Source organism: Pantoea sp. AS-PWVM4, assembly GCF_000468095.1.
In the GTDB taxonomy this organism is placed as follows: Bacteria; Pseudomonadota; Gammaproteobacteria; order Enterobacterales; family Enterobacteriaceae; genus Pantoea; species Pantoea phytobeneficialis.
In genome coordinates this window covers 1-17,701 of the sequence record NZ_ASZC01000007.1, presented here as the reverse complement: position 1 = coordinate 17,701, position 17,701 = coordinate 1, and the positions used below count along the sequence as shown (strand labels likewise).

Below are 17,701 nucleotides of genomic sequence, written 5' to 3'. Positions count from 1 at the left end.
GTCGTTTAACTGGAGGGAAACTCAGACCTTGTCAGGCAAGGCATATGCGATGACTTCATCGCCTTCCGGCGTCATCATGCCGTGATGGCCACCCGCCATAATGAGCAGGAATTGTTGACCGTTGACCTCATAAGTCATTGGCGTTGCCTGACCACCCGCTGGCAGTTCATCTTTCCACAACGTTTTGCCCGTCTTCACGTCTATCGCACGCAGGTAATCATCAGTGGTTGCCCCCACGAACGCCAGGCCGCTTTGTGTGGTTAACACACCACCGTTATTCGGCAAACCGATTTGCAACGGCAACATGGAGTGCAGCCCCCAGGGACCGTTACGTTCTGCGGTGCCCAGTGGGCGATCCCACAGCGTTTTACCCGTTGCCAAATCGATGGCTTTAATCATGCCAAACGGCGGCTGTTTACAGATCACACCGATATTGGATACCCAACCGGTGTTAACATCCTGACCGTAAGGCAGACCAGCCTGCGGACGATTACGTCCCGGTGGTGGGTTCTTGTAACGCGGGTCACCCAGCCAGAACACGCCCATCTCGTCATCTTTGGCACGCGGCACCAGACGCGAATAGCTGGGAAGATCGTTGTAGTTGGAGATAATGACGCCATTGTGCACATCAACCGAGATGCTGCCCCAGTCAGATCCGCCGTTGTTACCCGGGTATTCAATCCACGGTTTATCCGCGCTCGGTGGCGTAAAGATGCCCTGATAGTTCGCTTCACGATACTGGATACGACACACCAGTTGATCGATAGGCGACACGCCCCACATCATTTTTTCTGTCAGATCGGGTTTCTGCGTGTGGCTATACAGCGAGCGTGGCTGGGTTTTCGCCCGTTCTTCTGGCTCCACTCCGCCCTGCGGTGCCGGTTGCTCCTCAACCTTGTGCAGAGGTTGACCGGTGCGACGATCCAGCACCCAGAGATCACCCTGCTTGGTGGTTTCAATCAGCGCCGGTACCAGACCCTGGTCGGTGGGGAAATCCACCAGGCTTGGTTGCGCAGGGGTATCGTAGTCCCAGACATCGTTATGCACGAACTGATACACCCAACGCGGTTTACCGGTGGTGACATCCAGCGCGGTAATCGAGGAGCTGTATTTACGCTCTTCCGGGGTACGGGTGGAGCTGTAGTAATCTCCCGCCGAGTTGGCCATTGGCAGATACACCAGCCCTAACTTTTCATCAGCCACCGCCGTAGACCACATATTCGGCGTGCCGAGTGAATAGGTTTTACCCGGCGACGGTGTGGTGGTGATATCCGGTTGTTCCATATCCCACGCGAAGCGCAACTGACCGGTGACGGCATCATAACCGCGCACCACACCAGAAGGTGCGTGGCGGAGCTGGCCGTCCATCACCTGCTGACCTGTGACCACCACGCCTTTCACGACCGTCGGTGCCGCTGTGACGGAAACGATACCCGCAGGCCATTTGCCCATGCCATCCATCAGATCGACAAAGCCGTGATGACCAAAGTCCTGGCACAGTTCACCGGTACGGGCATCCACCGCTGCCAGTTTGGCATCCAGGGTACCCACGATAATGCGCTGCGAGCAGGCCTGGTCGGCAGGGACGACAGGGTTTTCATAGTAAGCCACGCCGCGACAGGCCGAGTTGGGCGGGGAGGATTCTGCCGGGGTTTTAGGATCGAACATCCATTTCTGTTTACCGGTAGCGGCATCGATCGCGAACACTTTATGGCGGATGGTACAGCCATACACCACATCACCAATTTTAATCGGGGTCAGCTCGTTACCAAAATTCGGCGTATGTGCTTCACCGGTGTGATACACCCAGACGCGTTTCAACTGGCTGACGTTTTGCGGGGTGATCTGCGTTAGCGCAGAGAAGCGCTGTGCCCCCTGACCACCTCCATAGGTCGGCCAGTCCTGCGCGGCTGGCGTGGTGACATTGTCAAAATAATCCCCAACCGGCGTAGTCGCCGCTTCAACCGGATAGGGCTTCTGCGCCAGCGGGATGGCAATTGCCAGGCCCACCACTGTCACCACCAGCAAGCCCACCCCATAACGTCGATAAGCGCGTGATCCATCAGCGCGGCGGGCTGGCATCAGCACCACAGTAATGATCAGGAATAGCAGGGCCAGATCGAGGCGCGGTACCAGCGCCCACCCGTCAAGGCCCGATTCCCATAGTGACCACACCAGCGTGGCAATAAAGCTTACCAGGTACAGATACATCCCGCTCGCACGACGTAATACCGCCAGTAAACCCGCAACGATCCACACTACCCCCATCACCAGGTAGTAGGGACTGCCAGAGAGTCGAACCAGTTTAAAACCCGGTATGGCAAGAACGGCACCAGTGAGAATCAGCAAAACGCCAAATCCCAGCATGCACCATCCTCGCCAGCCTGAGATCCTGGTATTTCCTTCAAGTGATGAATTCATGAGTAAGCTCAATGAGTAAGTTGATTACAGGCTGGTGGTGCGGAATCTTGCAGACGCGAGAAGTAAGAATTTATGCCACCAGCACACTTACATGTCTGCAACATGAAAAGATTGTTGTTGTAACATTTGGCAGCATGCCTTTATAATCTAGGTATACAGGGACAGGGCTGTCAATATGTTTTTCAGACAAATAATAGACATAACCACATGATTAATTTGGTTTTTATTGGAATTTTTTGTGGGAGTGTTCAATGTGATAACCGTTCGGCTGATATGAATTTTCATCCGAACAATTGACCATCCGGTACATTAAATCCATTAGGCCGTGAGCGAATTCTCCAATCGCTTGGTTTTGCTGCTGAGCTTTCGTAGGTTAAGGCGTTTCAAGGTAAGAGATGAATATCATTCTTCATGCTGGAAATGTGATATGGGCAAACCGGGTCAGTTCTTTAGCGATCGGCCCTAATCCATAGCAATAAAATGGATAGAGAGATGATGTCGAGTAGGGATATTATTTCACTTGGTCTTAGCGCTCTTTTTGCGAGAGTGCTTAAGAGCTTACATCTATAAGCATTATGTGCAGCTACAATTCATAGTATTTTTCCATAACCCTACACTTTTCTTTCGTCAGTCAGCAATTAATACGCAAAAAACCATCAGTTCACAGATTTATGATAGGACGGCCCTCGTTAATCCATTGTTCAACCTCTCTCATGCCCAACCGATAGCGTGCAAAATTATGAATTTGCAATACGCGGAGTTCATCAACCAATAATGATTTGAATTTTTCTTTCTCATCATCATTTATTCCCAGCGATGTGAGTACTGATTCAATATCTCGTCTTTCTACAACAATAGCCCGTATTGCGATATTAAGGTCTTCCCTATGGAGTAATCTGAACGGATCCGGAACCCCCATAGAATCCAAAGTGACACGATATCTTTTTATCGAACGCCTGTACAAATGTACAAATAAATCAATAGCAAGTGTCACATCCTGCTTTTCATAAACACCCATCATTGCATAAGCATAATCAGTTACATCAGCATCGAGAAATGATAATGGGGCACTATTATAAATCATCAGTGGAATATTAGCTGCAAGTCGACTGGTTCTTTTATTTCCATCTTCAAATGGCTGGAGATAAGCCATGTTAACCCAGAGAAAAAAAGCCGCCTCAACTGGATTTTTTATTATACGTGCTTTAGCGATAATTATGTCAAACATTTCCTGAAGAATCAGAGGGGCTTGTAGAGGTGTATATGTTGTACCGCTAATATTCACAATTTTTGTTCTTATGGTACCCAACCCTTCAGAATCAGACAGAAGATCATGCATTAAAATAGAGTGTAAATTGCTAATTACCGGTGCAGTAAGCCCATAATCAGGAACCGCATCTACCAGGAACTCAATTGCCTGTTTATGGTTAAGCAGCATAACTGCATCAAGGTCACCGCCTTCAGTTCCACTTTTAAAAAGTTCTTCTGTCGCTAGTAACGAATACTTATTTCCCTCTAGTTTCGATGAAGACCATGCCAAATCTATCAGTAATTGCTCAAGAACTTTACGAGCGTAGGTACCAGCAGGTTGTTGCCCACCCATCTGTCCTTCCAGTCTCAAGGTTTCCGCAAGGGCTGCTGGCAGTAAAGAGGATTGATTTGGAATATAATCATCAACAAACTCTCTCGCATAACCAGTAATGTCTCTTGCGGAGAGTGGAGCCTGAAGATAACTAAGTAATTCTGAAGATTTGGATGGCTGTTCAAGCCCCGCATTTGCGTTATCTTGCAAGTTAACAGGCCGTAAATCTACATCAGTTCTGTACCGGGTTCCCCTACCTGTTCCTACCTTTATTAGGCGGCCTTCTTTAAGCAGAGTATCAACATGACGTTTAACGGTTGATTTGCCAATTTTTAGTGACAGCGCGAGTTCACCGGAACTGAGAGGTATGTTACTGACAGCCACAGCTACCAAAATCTCATTTTTCAAATCCATTGTTTCTCCAGTTGCCGCTAAATGACATCAGCTTTGCTGACACACCTTTCCTGCAGATAGGTTTACGGCCCGATATATAAAATTTACGGGCCATCGATATTGTTTTCGGTCCATTACAGCAGAATTTACGGCCCATCAGTAGCCTTTTCGGCCCATCATGACAATATTTACGGCCCACAAGCCTCTTTATCGGCCCACCTCCACTACATTTACGGCCCACAATGACGTACATATCCTGCTTCATACCGTCACTGTTGGCGCTTATCGGCATAAGGCAGGACCAGTAAACCGTCTATATCCGATTTGATAATTACACCTTTTGTTGTTTAAACAACCACGCCCGTGCGGCATTGATATAGAAGAATTTGCGTGCAGAGGCCATATGATCAACACCTTTGAAGGTCAAAAACGTAATGTTCCCGCCTTGATCCAGATAATGATTAACCTGCTCCGTTAATGCCTGCTGATTGTTAACCGGGAAAATCAGTGTCGGGTCCAGCAATTCACTCGGGCGAGTCACCTTCGCGCCACCCTGCTCCCACACGGGCACACATTTTTCATTCCACGGCGTGGCTTTGTTGTCGTCAGACCCGGTAATGATCAGCAATTTCTGGTTCGCCAGGGTCGCAACATCTTTGGGGCGCTGTTGCCCGGCAATGATGAGTCCGGCGGCGAAGGTCTCCGGGTGTTTCGCCATCAGCCACAGCGATGTCATGGCACCCATAGACCATCCGGTGCAGTACACCCGCGATGCATCAATTTTCAGCACCTTGTCGGCACGATCTTCGAGATTCGGATTACCGTAGTCCCAGGTGTTACTGAGCAGGGATTGCACCAGCCGCCAGGTATTCTCCACATCACTGGTGTGCTCCCAGTAATCGTTCATGGTGGTGCGCTCGTAACGCGGTGTGATAACCACACATTCATGTAAGTCCTGCTCTTCCGGCATGCTCCAGATCGACGCAATACATTGCTCAGTCAGCGTCTGGGCGCAGGTGCCATCATAGCTGGTGCCGGAGTGCGTAATGGCCAGTACCAGTGGATATGCCTTGTTCTCACCACCCGATTTGAGAAATGATTTCGGCAGATAAATGCTGTATTCAAGCCACGCCGATCGGCTGTCATCCCACCACCAGTGATGCTGCTCCCACTCATCAACGCCCCGAATAACAACGTTGTTGCCGCGCGCAGCGGCATTGCTCCACGGCGTATTGCTGGCGGCATAGACATGACCGGCGAGGGTCTTGACGTTCTTAACCTGCGTCAGCGATACGATATCGCTGTCCTGGGTCGGCAGGCTAAGGTCCGTATCATGAGCGAATTCGACAATCACATAACGTCCGGTTACGCTGGATTGTCCTGCCAGCAACGCGGGTTCGGCATGGGTGTAAATTGATGTGATGGCGCGTGGTAAGGGCTTAGCCTGCGTGGCATTTTTGTCGGGTTCGTTGGGCATACCGGCAAAGAATCCCTCGGCTGCCGGTATTACCCCCGCTTTAAACGTTGTGAGTGCCAGGCTGGTTGGATCGATATCTGCGTCATATTCAGCGGCAATGCCGTAAATCTTCTCCCCACCCCCCGTGACTTCGCAAAGTGCAAAAATACGTTGTAAACCAGGGCCTTTTTTCACGCCATCGTCCTTGCTCGTCGCATTTGCCGATGCCGCCATAAATCCATTTTTATCTGCCGCCACCGCCTCACGGGATATCCCTGCCGCAGAGATAGCTCCGGCCAGCGCGGTTCCGGCCACCATGAAAGTTCTTCGCGACATATTTGTCATATTTTATCTTCCTGAATGCAGGTTGCGCGTCATGCAGGTAACGCCCGCATCTGCTTTAACTGTTTAATAATGGCCTGGGCTGCCACTTCACCGGCGCCAGGTGCAAAAGGTGAAGAGCGAGCTTCATAGGTAAAACGGTCGTAGCTGTCGCTGTCCGGGAGATATTTGGCCGCACCATCCACCATGGTCATCACAAAGGTCTGTGCGAAAGGGGATTCGGCACGAATATGTACACCGAGGCTGGCAGAAAACTCCGGCTGGACACCGACTAATACGCTGTCTCCCCATTGCATCATCACCACTGGCAGGCTGCTGACACCGCTGACCTGATAATCAAATGTCTTAACGGGACCGGTTGGCGCGTGCCGGGGGGGGAAGTTTTGCGATTTGACGGTAATGTTCTGCCGTTCGACTCTGAAGATGCCACTTGGCTGAGGGCTGATACCATCAGCGATTCGAATAACTTCGTCCCCCAGCCGCTGTCCGAATGAATCCAGCAACGCGAAACCTTTTTCGTGAATATCGATACGATCGGTGCTGCCATCTTTATGCACAACATGACGACTGGCCTGGAGATAAGGCACCTGATCCCCGGCACAGCCCACGAGATAAAACGCCACCGTGCCACTGCCGTAATGGTTTTCGACATAACGACAGGTCGCTCCCGCCAGATCCGCACTGACCAGGCGGCCCCCGGTTGCTCTTTGGGATGCATCCATCACCGCCGGTTGCACGGCATAGTTGATCAGAATCGCCAGCGGATGGCCGTCTGCCGTATTCAGACTTATCAGCCCCACATGGGGATCGCTATAACCCGCATCGTCAGCGCCAAGCCACCAGCCCGCAGGGGCATTGATATTACGATTGACGCCGATTCTGCTCAGGCCATTACCGATACCCGGTTGTACGGGTTGTAAGGAACTGACCGCCTGTGTTGCTGCGCTACGCACGGCATTCTCAAAGGCGGCGAGCACCGCTGCTGAGGCCCCGGTAAAAATATGCGGTGTTGAGAAGGAGTGACTGGCGTTGATGATGGTGTTCGCAGCGGTGACACCGCTGACCTCTGACAGGATAGACTTGAACCGGACAATGACATCCTGTGTCAGTGAAGTCAGGTCCACTACGACAATGGCCTGACGCTGGCCATCCTGCTCCAGCAGCAATACACGGGTAGCCAGTGGATCGTGTTCACCGACAAAATCATCCAGCGGATATAACCCGGTCAGAACCACATTTGCCCGTCCCACGCCCGCCTTAAGCCGATGGTTTTTGCCGGACAGGAAAGCGGAAAAGCCCGGCGTCAACATCGCGGCAGCCCCCAGTCCTACACCGGCCTGAAGGAAATGTCGTCGGGTAAACATCGACATTATCCGACCTTCACTGCCAGTTCAGTTCCACGCTTGATGGGCAACGTAACCGAGATGAATCCGTTGTCCGGATTACGGATAAACGCCAGGAAATCAGGTTCCGCGTTATCATTCAGCACGTAACCCCCCACCCGTAACTGCGGCGCCATGATTTCAATGACCTGTCTTGCCAGCGTCGGACCATCTGCCAGTGGCCAGCCATCAATCAGGACAAAATCGACCGGACCGCCGAGATCTTTTAACGTTTCGCGTGCATCACCGATACGGATATCCACGTAACTCTCCAGCCCGGCGGCAGCCAGATTGCGCTGTGCGGTTGCTGCTTTCGCCGCCACCAGTTCGGCACCAATGACCTCCCCCCCGCCGTTGTCGCGCATTGCGGCCGCAAAATAGAGGGCTGACATTCCAACCGAAGTGGCAAAGTCCACCACCTTTTTTGCCTTCATTGCCCGGCATAACAGATAAATAAGGTCGCCCTGCTCGGGATGAATCGAGAAGCCATAATCGGCAAACATTTCCGGGTCCGGTGCGCCCGGCCCGGCAAATGCGGCCGCATCCGGATGCTTCCTTCGTGCATTCATCTGCGCGATCACCTTTAAAATCTGCGGATCACGGATGGCGGAGGAGGTGTGAGTAAACGGTTCCGTTTTCATGGATGTTCTCCAGGGTTACGTTAAAATCTGCCTTTGCTGAAAAATATCCTGTACCTTTTTATGGTACTTATCAAGTACCATAATTGTGACGAAGATTAACGGAACCCACAGTTAACATGAAAAGTAGTGACTCACTGCCTACTCGCGGTCGCCCCAGAACCCAGGATGCCGCCAGCCGACGTCAGGTCATCATTGAAAGTGCCTATCGCGCCTTCGTTGAATTGGGTTTTGCCAATACCAGCACGGCAGAAGTGGCCCGGCGGGCAAAAGTTTCGAAACGTACGCTGTATGAGGTATTCAGAGATAAACAGGCCTTGTTTGCCGCAGTGATCAGCGAGCATCGCCATCTGTTGCTTGATTTGCCCAGACCCGAGGATGAACAGTGCGCGCTGGACGAGTGTCTGTTTCGAATTTTTCGCCTCGACGTCAGCGAAGAACAATCTCTGGAGCGTGAAGCGATCCTGCGGTTGATGACGCGCGAATCAATCCTGTTCCCTGAGCTTTCCGATTATCTCTATGAAACCCGGGCGGTAAGTTCCAGGGAAATGCTCATGGACTGGTTACAGAGCACCGCCAGCGAGAAAAATTTGCCGTTGGATGATGTGGCGGTCTATGCCGGAATGTTGATGGATGTGGTCTTCGGCGCACTTATGCCACACCGGCGTGTAGCAGACTTCAGAGAAAAACAGGCGATCGCAGAACATATAAAAAAACGCATCCAGATTACGTTACGCGGTATGGGTTGGTTGCCCGCCTGATGTTACGTAACGGAGCAGTTCATCCTTTAATGAACCATCTGGTTTTGTTAAGGTGGTTTTTCTGACCCTGGAGATAACAATGCGTAAGCTAACTGAACAAAAAAGAAAAGAGATCCTTGACGCGGCTTCCTCCGTTTTTCTTGAACAAGGATATGAACGGGCTTCGATGGATGGCGTTGCAAAAACCGCCGGTTGTTCAAAAGCCACCCTTTACAATTACTTCAACTCGAAAGAAAGCCTGTTTGAGGCGGTCGTCAGAACCTTCAGTACCAACTATCTCACCCGTGCTGCTGATGAGCTGTACAGTGCGGATAATCAATCTCTTAGCCTCGCGGATAAACTACAGCAGTTCGGTGAGAGGATGCTGGGCGTCATGACGTCCGACTGGAAGGCCATGCAACTTTACCGCATGGTCGTTGGCGAAGCCGGCCATTCCGATATCGGAGAGCTTTTTTATGAATCCGGTGTACGGGAAAGCATGAACGCACTGACGCAGGTGATGGAAAAATACATGGAAAGCGGGGAATTATCCCGTAGCAACCCAGGGCTAAGAGCAAAGCAGTTTTCGGCCCTGGTTAAGGCTGAAGCAGATGAACTCTTTCTGCGACGCCAGATGCCGGTGTATACGGATAAAGAAGTTGCCACAATGGTTGAAAATGCCGTGCAGGTATTTCTGCAAGGGACCGCCCTGAACGTCAGATAAGGGATGTAAGTCTGTCAACAAGTCATGATTCGATTGACAGACCACAGATTATAATTAAACTAAACGGTACAGTTCATTAATGGGGGTTATCTTATGTTGCACCGTGTTCTGTTATTGGCAGGTATTACTTTCGGCTCGCTGCTGCTCAGCGGGTGTGTTTCTCTCTTTTAAGGAAATAAAATGCGTTTCATTCTCCCCCTGTTTACCAGCGCGGCGGTCATTCTTCTTACTGCCTGTTTGTCTGTCGGTAGTCATATTTGATCGGATGTTGCCCGCACCTGGCGGGCAACATCATCGCGTCCAACCGTTACAATGTCACACCAACCAGCATCAGCGCGATGAGAATACTGATGGCCACCGCCACCAGTGTTTCCGCAACAAGCAGGGTAATCAGGGAATTCTGGCGCGCTCCCCAGGCCCCGGATACATATTGCCTGCCACGCTGCGCTCTGAATCGTCTGATATAGATGACATCTCTGATGTTACTCCCCACCCGCCACCACATGATAATGACAGTGGTGACAAGTACACACAGCATGCTCCAGTCCCTGAATGTCATTTCTTCCGTTAAGGTCATAAACTTGTCTCTCATCTGGATGGTTCTCCTGAGTTAAGAAATATCACTCACCCTTATGGGCAGCACGCAAAGACCGAAACCCTGGCTGTGATTCACCAGAACGTTACTTCTCTCAACTTAAGGACTGTCAGAACACCGACTACCAGCACCACCACGATCTCAACCATCAGCAAAACAATGAGGGGTAGCAGACGGGCCCCCCAGACCCGGGAGGCATAATAATTGCCCCGCTTTATGCCTAATCGACGGATATACCGAATCTCTCTGACATTGCTGCCTGCTCGCCAGAGAATCAGGATGGATACCGTTATCATTGCCACATCTATGACCCACTCCCTGTACGTCATTTCCCCGGCGACTATCAGCAGTCTGCTAACCATCAGAATTATTTTTATCCCCGGCTAACAGCTGCGTACTTTTCGATAAATACCTCTGTTCTGCGGCGCACTTCGCAACGCAACTCGAAATTCGTCCAGCATGATTCGGCCAGCAGAATGCTCAACTCATTCAGCTGCGAAAGATAAAAACGCACCACTTCTTCAGTTGGCCGGTAACGCAGTTCGCCTCGCAGCATGGCTGCGTCCATTACCCCGCGCACATAATCCACCGCGTGCCGATAAGAAGAGGGATTGCCTGAATGCTGCAAAGCCCTGCTCTCGCTTTTTTTCATCATGAGCATCATCCGGGTGAGTTTCCTCCTGACAGGCAGGCCGATATAGCGGAACGGCAGTTCGCAATGGAATCCTGACTCGGCAATTTCTTGCGAAGTGCTAAGGTGCTCTGGAGCATTAACGTGCTGTTTTGTGCTTGAAGAACAGATAGTTAAATACCGACCAACGGGATGCGACTGGATATTCAGCATATGGCCTCCGCAATGAAAAATACCGAAATGAACTGAAACATATTCTTGACTTAGGCATGTTAATCGATCTTAACTATACCGTACAGTTCATTTAAAGAAATTTTTGGAGAGCCTGGATATGAAGCAATTGTTCCGCCCATTTTGTTGTACCGTGACTCTGGCCGCCGCTATCGCTGTTGTCGGTTGCGCTGACACCTCCCCAGTAAAGTATTCTGGGATTGAATCTTCATCACGGATGACGCCAAATACGTCAGAGGATAGCGATCGTATACCTTTCCGTTATGCGGCCCCGGTAAACTGGAACAAATATCGCAGCATCACGTTAGAACCTGTGCAGATCTATGGTGGAAGTGACGCACAATTTAACGATCTTTCTCCGGATGATCGGCGCAAGCTCGCCGACTATATGCAGAAAAAATTTAGCGAAGTGCTGGCAGAAAAGTTTGTCGTAGATGCTGCTACAGGAACGTCCCCCTCCCTCCGGCTTAAACTGACGCTAACCGGTGCGGATACGACACCGCAGGTTGTTGGTACCTTTACGAAATTCGATCTGGCTGGTGGACCTTACAACATTGTTCAGTCTGTACGGGGCGGTCGCGGGCTGATGAGCGGATACGTTAACTATGCAGTCGAGATAAAGGATGCCGAGACGAACGAACTTCTGCTGGCCTACGTCACTGAACAGTATCCGAATGCAATGAACGTCGGTGCCACCTTTGGCTCGTTGAGTGCCGCTGAAACCGGGATAGACAAAGGGGCTGAACAGCTTTTAGAAAAACTCCATTAACAAATTAATGGCGTGTTGTGCGTGGAGTTGAGTCCACTGTCAACATCCCTGTTCTCACGGTATGTGGAGTTTACGTTGTGCTAATGCTCCACGTACCGCTTTAAGACGCTACGGTGATCAATCGTGCATTGCTTTGCTGTATATGCGCAGCCGTGCAATTAAGGCCTGAGTTGCCTGGGAAGATTTTCCGGCTTGTGAACAAACCAGCGCAAATTCACGACATACAGGAGGAAGCAATGGCACCACGCACAAGCCACGCCGATCTTCCGGAAGGGTTGATTCAGGGACCAAAGCTACGCCCATCCCCTCGCGCACCATCTTGCTGGCACTGATCCAATCTCGTACCGTCATGCGTATGTCTGAAAGCTGCAAACCCGCTTGCTCCATCAAGCTTCTCCCGTTTACAGCGCAGCCACCGGTAGCGAGGATAAAGGGTTGAGAGGCCAGTTCCCCAAGCGTAATACCTTGTGCTCTTACACGGCGTGCTTGCAAGTGACTGGCTGGAAAGACCGCGACCCAGGCATCCTGCCCTATTACCATTTCCGCACGGCCAGAATCAGGGTTCATGACGATCCCCAACTCGACAGTGCTTTCAGCCACCCACTCCTCCACCTCTTCGTCTGTCCCCTCCAACACGACAACTTCAATACCAGGATGCAGGCGCCTGAAATCCCGCAACAACCCGGGTAGTAGCGTTGACGTGACCGAGGGAAAACTGGCCAGGCGAATGCGTCCAGTGCTTAAACCGCGATTGTTATCGGCCAGCGCCCGGATCGCCTCCAGCTGAACCAGCATATTCCTTGCGTGCTCAACCACCAGCTCGCCCAATGCGGTAACGGTGATCTGCCGTCGCTCACGGGTAAAAACCTGGAACCCAAGTGATGATTCCAACTGAGCGATAGCCTGGCTGGCACCAGACTGAGTCATTCCCACATCCTCTGCGGCACGCGAGATATTGCTGGCATCGGCGACAGCAACCAGTAGCCGCCAGTGCAATAGATTCATCATGATGATCAGTAGCTCAACTAATACTTCATTAATTAACTATTAATTTTACAGAATATCTCAACTCAATCACAGTGACTGCAAGTGCAGGTAGTGCACTGCGAAACTGTTTTCAATATTTATGGAGATATCATGAAGTTATATTACGCCCCAAACACCTGTTCGCTTTCACCCCATATAGTGCTGCGCGAACTTGAGCTTGAATTTGAGCTAATCCGAGTGGACAACAAAAGTAAGCTGACCGCAGATGGTCAAGACTATCTCACCATTAACCCCAAGGGTTATGTCGCTGCGCTGGAACTGGAAAATGGGCAGATACTTACAGAAGGTCCGGCTATTGTGCAGTATCTGGCTGACCTTAAACCTGAGCGTGAGCTGGCACCGCCCGCAGGCAGTTGGGAGCGGCTACGATTACAGGAATGGTTGAACTTCATCGCCACTGAAATTCACGCTGGCTCGGCACCGTTGTTCAATACCACGCTACCCGAGACCACCAAAGATATCTTCCGTGAAAAGCTGTTCAAACGGTTCGATTTCCTGCAAGACACTCTCGCAGGAAGAACCTGTCTGACAGGCTCATCGTTCAGCATTGCCGATGCTTACCTTTTCACCGTGCTGGGCTGGTGTAAATGGTTCTCCATCGAACTTCATAACTGGCCTGCGCTATTGGCCTATCAGGCCTCTGTTACTTTGCGGCCTGCGGTGCAGGCTGCATTACGCGCTGAAGCCCCAAATTAAAGGCCCGTGAATCTTTTCCGTGCGTCTGAGCTGAATCTAGTTTCCAAGCCCGAGGTTACATTGGAACCACGATGAAGCCTGCCGGAAGACTTGCAAAGGACAGGTGAGATCGTCAGTTGTTGTTGATGACCACTGTGGGGAGTAACGCGTGTTCTTCAGGATAACCACTATGGAGAGTAACGACCGTTTCAGGGATGACTGCTATGGAGAGAATTACCAGAATTGTGCGATATCACCCGTGTTTTGATTTTTGCAGTAAACATCCACTTGATAAGGAAATCCTCATTGTTAGTAAACACTAACATCACGTATATAAAGGCCTCGCAGGTTAGTAACTACCAGGGGGGTTGTGAAAATGGAGGCCTGAAAACATCAATGCCTTCTCTCTATAGTGGTCATTACTGGCAAGTTGGAAGTCTTCTTTCTCTCTACAGCGGTTTCTTTTCAGAAGTGCCAAATGACCACTATGGTGTGTGCAGATGACTGCTATAGCGAGTTGTGATCGGGGATCTATTGAGTGGCTGAAATACAAAAGACCGCTGTAGTGAGTAAAACTCACTACAGCGTTAGGGGAATGTTGAGCGCATGACAGCTGACGGACTATTCAGCTTTTTTGGTCTTCCTGATGGTTTCCAGGATGGCCAACTCCTCATCAGAAAGCATCACCATCTTCCCTGCCGACTCTTCCCTGGTCTTCTTCACCGTCGTTTTTGCCCTCACCTTCTTCTTAACCGGGACGATATCGATCTCATTATCGAGATCGTCTTCTCCGAGTTCTGGCAGGCTCAGCGGGATGTTTGCTGGTCTGAGTTTGGGCTGTCGATAATGAATGGAGAAGTAAACGGTGCTGGCACGCTTAAACTCGGTGTAATCGAGGTAGCCAATCTCCTTGAGCTGCTCCATCGCCTTTCTGACGGTCGCGTATTGGGTGTTTGGTCGCGAAGTCAGGTTTAAGCGCGCCTGCAAGCGCTGCATTGACACAGGAGCAGGATCCGGGGGCAAACTCTCGATAAAGGTGTAAAGCGCCTGAGCTGACTCTTTGCGGGCTAATTCGTTAATTGCGCGAAGCTGAAGCAGTACCTTACGATCGAACTGATACAGTTCGAAGATCTTGGGATCCGCCTGCAAAGTGACAGTGTCATTTTTTACGCTGTATTTCGCTGACTGGACGAGATGCGTAACGTAATACTCCCCTTCTTTATTGGTGAAGTGGATGGTATTCGTCGCGATACGCGTCAAAGAGGCTTCCAGGCGTGTTCTGAGCTTAGCGGAAGAGCGAAGTGACGGGATCCCGCAGAGTTTGGCAAAATCGACGAAAGGCAGCGTGACACTGTCTCCCAGCACTTTGTACTTGGCAAACGCATGAATAATGCCAACCCATGCTTTGAAATCGTTGTCCATATCAAGACGCGCGCCAGTGATCTTGATATTTTCATACCCTTCGGCTTTAACGATCGTCAGTTGCTTCAGCTCATCAGTGACATCCATAGTGGATAACTGATTTTTTCTGCCATTCGCGGTGGATTTGAGGGTCGGAACGAACAGTCCCAGCCTCATTAATGCAACCGGCTGAACAGTGTTATTACTGTTCGGCGTGAGGTGAACAACCTCTCCAGTTCGTTTATCCGTTTCACTGAAAGCCTCAGCTATCAGTTTGTTTTCTTGTTCTTTTTTCGGCATTTGAAAAATCCGTGATCTGAACAAGCGATGATCGCCGTTACTCGATATTTCGGATACTAGCACTCACTACAGCGGTTATTCTACTCACTACAGCAGTTTAATTGCTCTCCATAGTAGTCATTTGACTCATCACAGCAGTCTTATTCTCTCTCTATAGTAGTCATTGTGTGAGATAATTTGTTATAAATCATTATATTGACGATAATCGAAAACGATCAAACTGCTGCGCTATCTAACGGATCGTTTATTGGATCCAGATTGAGGATGATTTTAGAGGACTATTTTTATGTTTTTGGCCTGTGTATAACTCAATGAAATCAAATTACAGAGAACTCAGGCAGTCCGTTGATAACAGTAAGGACGCAGCTTAGCGCGGATTTTAGGCATTTTGACTTATAAACAACCAAATCAAACAGTTACTCACTACAGCAGTCATCGCTTGCTCAACATAGCAGTCATCAGTACTCTCTTTAGCAGTCAATTAACTCAACACAGCAGTCTTTCCTCTCCCTACAGCAGTCATCAACATCTATCCAGGCCATGTCTGACAAGGGTTTCAGGGGGTATGGGATCTGTTTAGGATCTAACTGGGATCATATTAGGATCGAATAATTGGATCTGTCCTGTGGATAATGAGGAAAAAGCGTCTCTGCACTGGCATGCATTTGTGTTCTGTCTGGCGGCCAGTTCATCGAAAACTATCTGCTGGTTCAATGATGGGATGACCTATCCGCTTTGGCCATACAACATCGAAAGTACATCTCATCAGACTCAACAGCAACATCACTAATGACCACTGTAGTGAGTGTCTGACTACTATAGAGAGTAATGGAAAACTGATTCTCATCTGCGATTCAAACCACCAACAGCAGCAGAGCACTCCAATCCCTACCCGTTCTCGCCATTCCCCGTTAATGAAGACCACTGTAGTGAGTAAAGTTACTCTCTATAGTAGTCATATGATTCTCGGTTTTGATCTGATAACTCTGGACTTGATCGAATTGTTTTCAGGTACTGAGTGAACACCTTTCCCTGTCTGATGAGATCAGCACAGGATGATGATGTAGTACGCATTCATTTTCACCATACATATCCGCTGGACTCACCGCAGTTCACAACCTTACCACTACGCTGGATGAATCTCTTCGCCGTCACCTGGTAGAACTTAGGTTGCCGAATCTTAGACGCTGACATCACCAGGTCAGTATGGAATTAACGACCGCGTGCTTATGACCTTCTATGGCAGTGCAGCCGTCAATTCGCGTTCTGTTGTCATGTGCTTGCCACACTTAACGTGTTTCTTCTGGTTACTCTTCCCGTATTTATGCTTTCACTACACGAATTTCACTCAGTTCATCGCAATGAAGCCTTAGTCACATGTTTGATTACCACAGCTCTGAGCTGCACTACGCTCTTTCGCACAGAGACGTATTTTCCGCTAGCCACGAATCAATTTTATAAATTGAGGTTACTGCTGATTCTGCTGTTGACCAGCTCCCCCCCCCTGGCTCTCATCCTCAGAAAAGCAGGATGATTGTTTCAGGCTCATCTTTTATGGGTCCCAATTGATGTAATGGTTGTGTAAAAACACAAATGAGTAAATGTGTATTGTATTTTCAGATAATGAACAACAAGTTACTTCCTGTGATGTAAAATTCGGTTCACACTCAACTACTCAACTACTCAACTACTCAACTACTCAACTACTCAACTACTCATTTGAGTATGACTATTCAATCTAACCTCGTAATGCCGCTGTGATCATTTTGTATTCCATCTTCGTGATGAGGCATCACTGGACACACATATGTATGGTGGATAGATGGTTGCAGTGTGAAAATTGGGAATTATCATGATTGAGTAAGTGAGTAAGTGAGTAAGTGAGTAAGTGAGTAAGTGAGTAAGGTTTTGTGTAAATACTTATCGTAATGAAAGCCCGATACTACGATTTCGAGCTGATTTTGCATCCACGCGATAGCAAAAGGTTTGATGAAGGGGACGTATTGCATGTGAGATACAAGAAAATCCATGTCCACACACGCGAAAATCAGAGAGCTGCGGAGAGTATTAGTAGACTATCAGCGAATCTGGGAGAAAAGAATTACCTTGTAGGAATAGCCTCATTTGAGTAAATCAACATAGGCTCATGTGAGTAAATACTCATTTTGTCATTTGAGTAAAAGCTCACCCCACAGGAGTAACGAATAACGGGTTGGACCGAGCATACACATGGAAACTCACTTACTCAAATAAGTATTTATTCATTTGAGCATTAACTCATTTACATATATGAGCATTGTGGCAGTCTCAAAAGCTCAAAAGCTCAAAAGCTCAAAAGCTCAAAAGCTCAAAAGCTCAAAAGCTCAAAAGCTCA

At 49.4% G+C, this 17,701-nt stretch carries 13 protein-coding genes; 4 read left to right on the top strand and 9 right to left on the bottom strand.

Annotated elements, in window-relative coordinates:
- Nucleotides 1–21 precede the first annotated feature (21 nt).
- The 5 genes from L579_RS08525 to L579_RS08505 all read right to left on the bottom strand — a co-directional run bounded on the left by L579_RS08525 (nt 22) and on the right by L579_RS08505 (nt 8,217).
- A complete protein-coding gene (locus tag L579_RS08525; protein ID WP_021183847.1) occupies nt 22–2,367 on the bottom strand; it encodes a membrane-bound PQQ-dependent dehydrogenase, glucose/quinate/shikimate family in 2,346 nt (781 codons plus the stop codon).
- A gap of 715 nt (nt 2,368–3,082) precedes the next feature.
- Entirely contained in the window at nt 3,083–4,417 is a 1,335-nt protein-coding gene (locus tag L579_RS08520) for a Fic family protein (RefSeq protein ID WP_021183846.1), read from the bottom strand.
- Nucleotides 4,418–4,727: 310 nt separating this feature from the next.
- Entirely contained in the window at nt 4,728–6,170 is a 1,443-nt protein-coding gene (locus tag L579_RS08515) for a prolyl oligopeptidase family serine peptidase (protein WP_021183845.1), read from the bottom strand.
- A gap of 56 nt (nt 6,171–6,226) precedes the next feature.
- Nucleotides 6,227–7,564 (bottom strand): hypothetical protein, encoded by a 1,338-nt coding sequence (locus L579_RS08510; protein WP_021183844.1) that lies wholly within the window; start codon nt 7,562–7,564, stop codon nt 6,227–6,229.
- A complete protein-coding gene (locus tag L579_RS08505) occupies nt 7,564–8,217 on the bottom strand; it encodes an O-methyltransferase (protein ID WP_021183843.1) in 654 nt (217 codons plus the stop codon). The genes L579_RS08510 and L579_RS08505 overlap by 1 nt, the downstream gene beginning before the upstream one ends.
- Before the next feature lie 116 nt (nt 8,218–8,333).
- On the opposite strand from L579_RS08505, the gene L579_RS08500 reads away from it, so the two are divergent.
- Entirely contained in the window at nt 8,334–8,975 is a 642-nt protein-coding gene (locus L579_RS08500) for a TetR/AcrR family transcriptional regulator (protein WP_021183842.1), read from the top strand.
- Nucleotides 8,976–9,054: 79 nt separating this feature from the next.
- Nucleotides 9,055–9,678 (top strand): TetR/AcrR family transcriptional regulator, encoded by a 624-nt coding sequence (locus L579_RS08495; protein ID WP_021183841.1) that lies wholly within the window; start codon nt 9,055–9,057, stop codon nt 9,676–9,678.
- A gap of 307 nt (nt 9,679–9,985) precedes the next feature.
- On the opposite strand, the gene L579_RS08490 is transcribed toward L579_RS08495, so the two are convergent.
- Nucleotides 9,986–10,270, bottom strand: coding sequence for a hypothetical protein (locus tag L579_RS08490; RefSeq protein ID WP_036625956.1), 285 nt, complete (start codon nt 10,268–10,270; stop codon nt 9,986–9,988).
- 376 nt (nt 10,271–10,646) lie between these two features.
- Nucleotides 10,647–11,117, bottom strand: a complete 471-nt coding sequence (locus L579_RS23755; RefSeq protein WP_152521876.1) for a hypothetical protein — start codon at nt 11,115–11,117, stop codon at nt 10,647–10,649.
- Between the two features lie 118 nt (nt 11,118–11,235).
- On the opposite strand from L579_RS23755, the gene L579_RS08475 reads away from it, so the two are divergent.
- Nucleotides 11,236–11,904, top strand: coding sequence for a DUF3313 domain-containing protein (locus tag L579_RS08475; protein ID WP_051337950.1), 669 nt, complete (start codon nt 11,236–11,238; stop codon nt 11,902–11,904).
- Between the two features lie 117 nt (nt 11,905–12,021).
- Here the strand turns inward: L579_RS08475 and L579_RS08470 are convergent, their stop codons facing one another.
- Nucleotides 12,022–12,912 carry a LysR family transcriptional regulator gene (locus L579_RS08470; RefSeq protein ID WP_021183837.1) on the bottom strand — a complete coding sequence of 297 codons (891 nt, stop codon included), beginning with the start codon at nt 12,910–12,912 and terminating at the stop codon, nt 12,022–12,024.
- Nucleotides 12,913–13,041: 129 nt separating this feature from the next.
- Here L579_RS08470 and gstA point away from each other — a divergent pair, with 129 nt between their 5' ends.
- Nucleotides 13,042–13,647: a glutathione transferase GstA gene (gene gstA, locus L579_RS08465; protein ID WP_036625946.1), complete on the top strand. Its 606-nt coding sequence runs from the start codon at nt 13,042–13,044 to the stop codon at nt 13,645–13,647.
- A gap of 600 nt (nt 13,648–14,247) precedes the next feature.
- Here the strand turns inward: gstA and L579_RS08460 are convergent.
- Nucleotides 14,248–15,327 (bottom strand): RepB family plasmid replication initiator protein, encoded by a 1,080-nt coding sequence (locus L579_RS08460; RefSeq protein WP_021183835.1) that lies wholly within the window; start codon nt 15,325–15,327, stop codon nt 14,248–14,250.
- Nucleotides 15,328–17,701 lie beyond the last annotated feature (2,374 nt).

What these genes read in the sequence shown, in the direction of transcription:
- L579_RS08525 (WP_021183847.1), bottom strand. Translation starts at nt 2,367, where the DNA reads ATGCTGGGATTTGGCGTTTTGCTGATTCTCACTGGTGCCGTTCTTGCC.
- L579_RS08520 (WP_021183846.1), bottom strand. Translation starts at nt 4,417, where the DNA reads ATGGATTTGAAAAATGAGATTTTGGTAGCTGTGGCTGTCAGTAACATA.
- L579_RS08515 (WP_021183845.1), bottom strand. Translation starts at nt 6,170, where the DNA reads ATGGTGGCCGGAACCGCGCTGGCCGGAGCTATCTCTGCGGCAGGGATA.
- L579_RS08510 (WP_021183844.1), bottom strand. Translation starts at nt 7,564, where the DNA reads ATGTCGATGTTTACCCGACGACATTTCCTTCAGGCCGGTGTAGGACTG.
- L579_RS08505 (WP_021183843.1), bottom strand. Translation starts at nt 8,217, where the DNA reads ATGAAAACGGAACCGTTTACTCACACCTCCTCCGCCATCCGTGATCCG.
- L579_RS08500 (WP_021183842.1), top strand. Translation starts at nt 8,334, where the DNA reads ATGAAAAGTAGTGACTCACTGCCTACTCGCGGTCGCCCCAGAACCCAG.
- L579_RS08495 (WP_021183841.1), top strand. Translation starts at nt 9,055, where the DNA reads ATGCGTAAGCTAACTGAACAAAAAAGAAAAGAGATCCTTGACGCGGCT.
- L579_RS08490 (WP_036625956.1), bottom strand. Translation starts at nt 10,270, where the DNA reads ATGAGAGACAAGTTTATGACCTTAACGGAAGAAATGACATTCAGGGAC.
- L579_RS23755 (WP_152521876.1), bottom strand. Translation starts at nt 11,117, where the DNA reads ATGCTGAATATCCAGTCGCATCCCGTTGGTCGGTATTTAACTATCTGT.
- L579_RS08475 (WP_051337950.1), top strand. Translation starts at nt 11,236, where the DNA reads ATGAAGCAATTGTTCCGCCCATTTTGTTGTACCGTGACTCTGGCCGCC.
- L579_RS08470 (WP_021183837.1), bottom strand. Translation starts at nt 12,912, where the DNA reads ATGATGAATCTATTGCACTGGCGGCTACTGGTTGCTGTCGCCGATGCC.
- gstA (WP_036625946.1), top strand. Translation starts at nt 13,042, where the DNA reads ATGAAGTTATATTACGCCCCAAACACCTGTTCGCTTTCACCCCATATA.
- L579_RS08460 (WP_021183835.1), bottom strand. Translation starts at nt 15,327, where the DNA reads ATGCCGAAAAAAGAACAAGAAAACAAACTGATAGCTGAGGCTTTCAGT.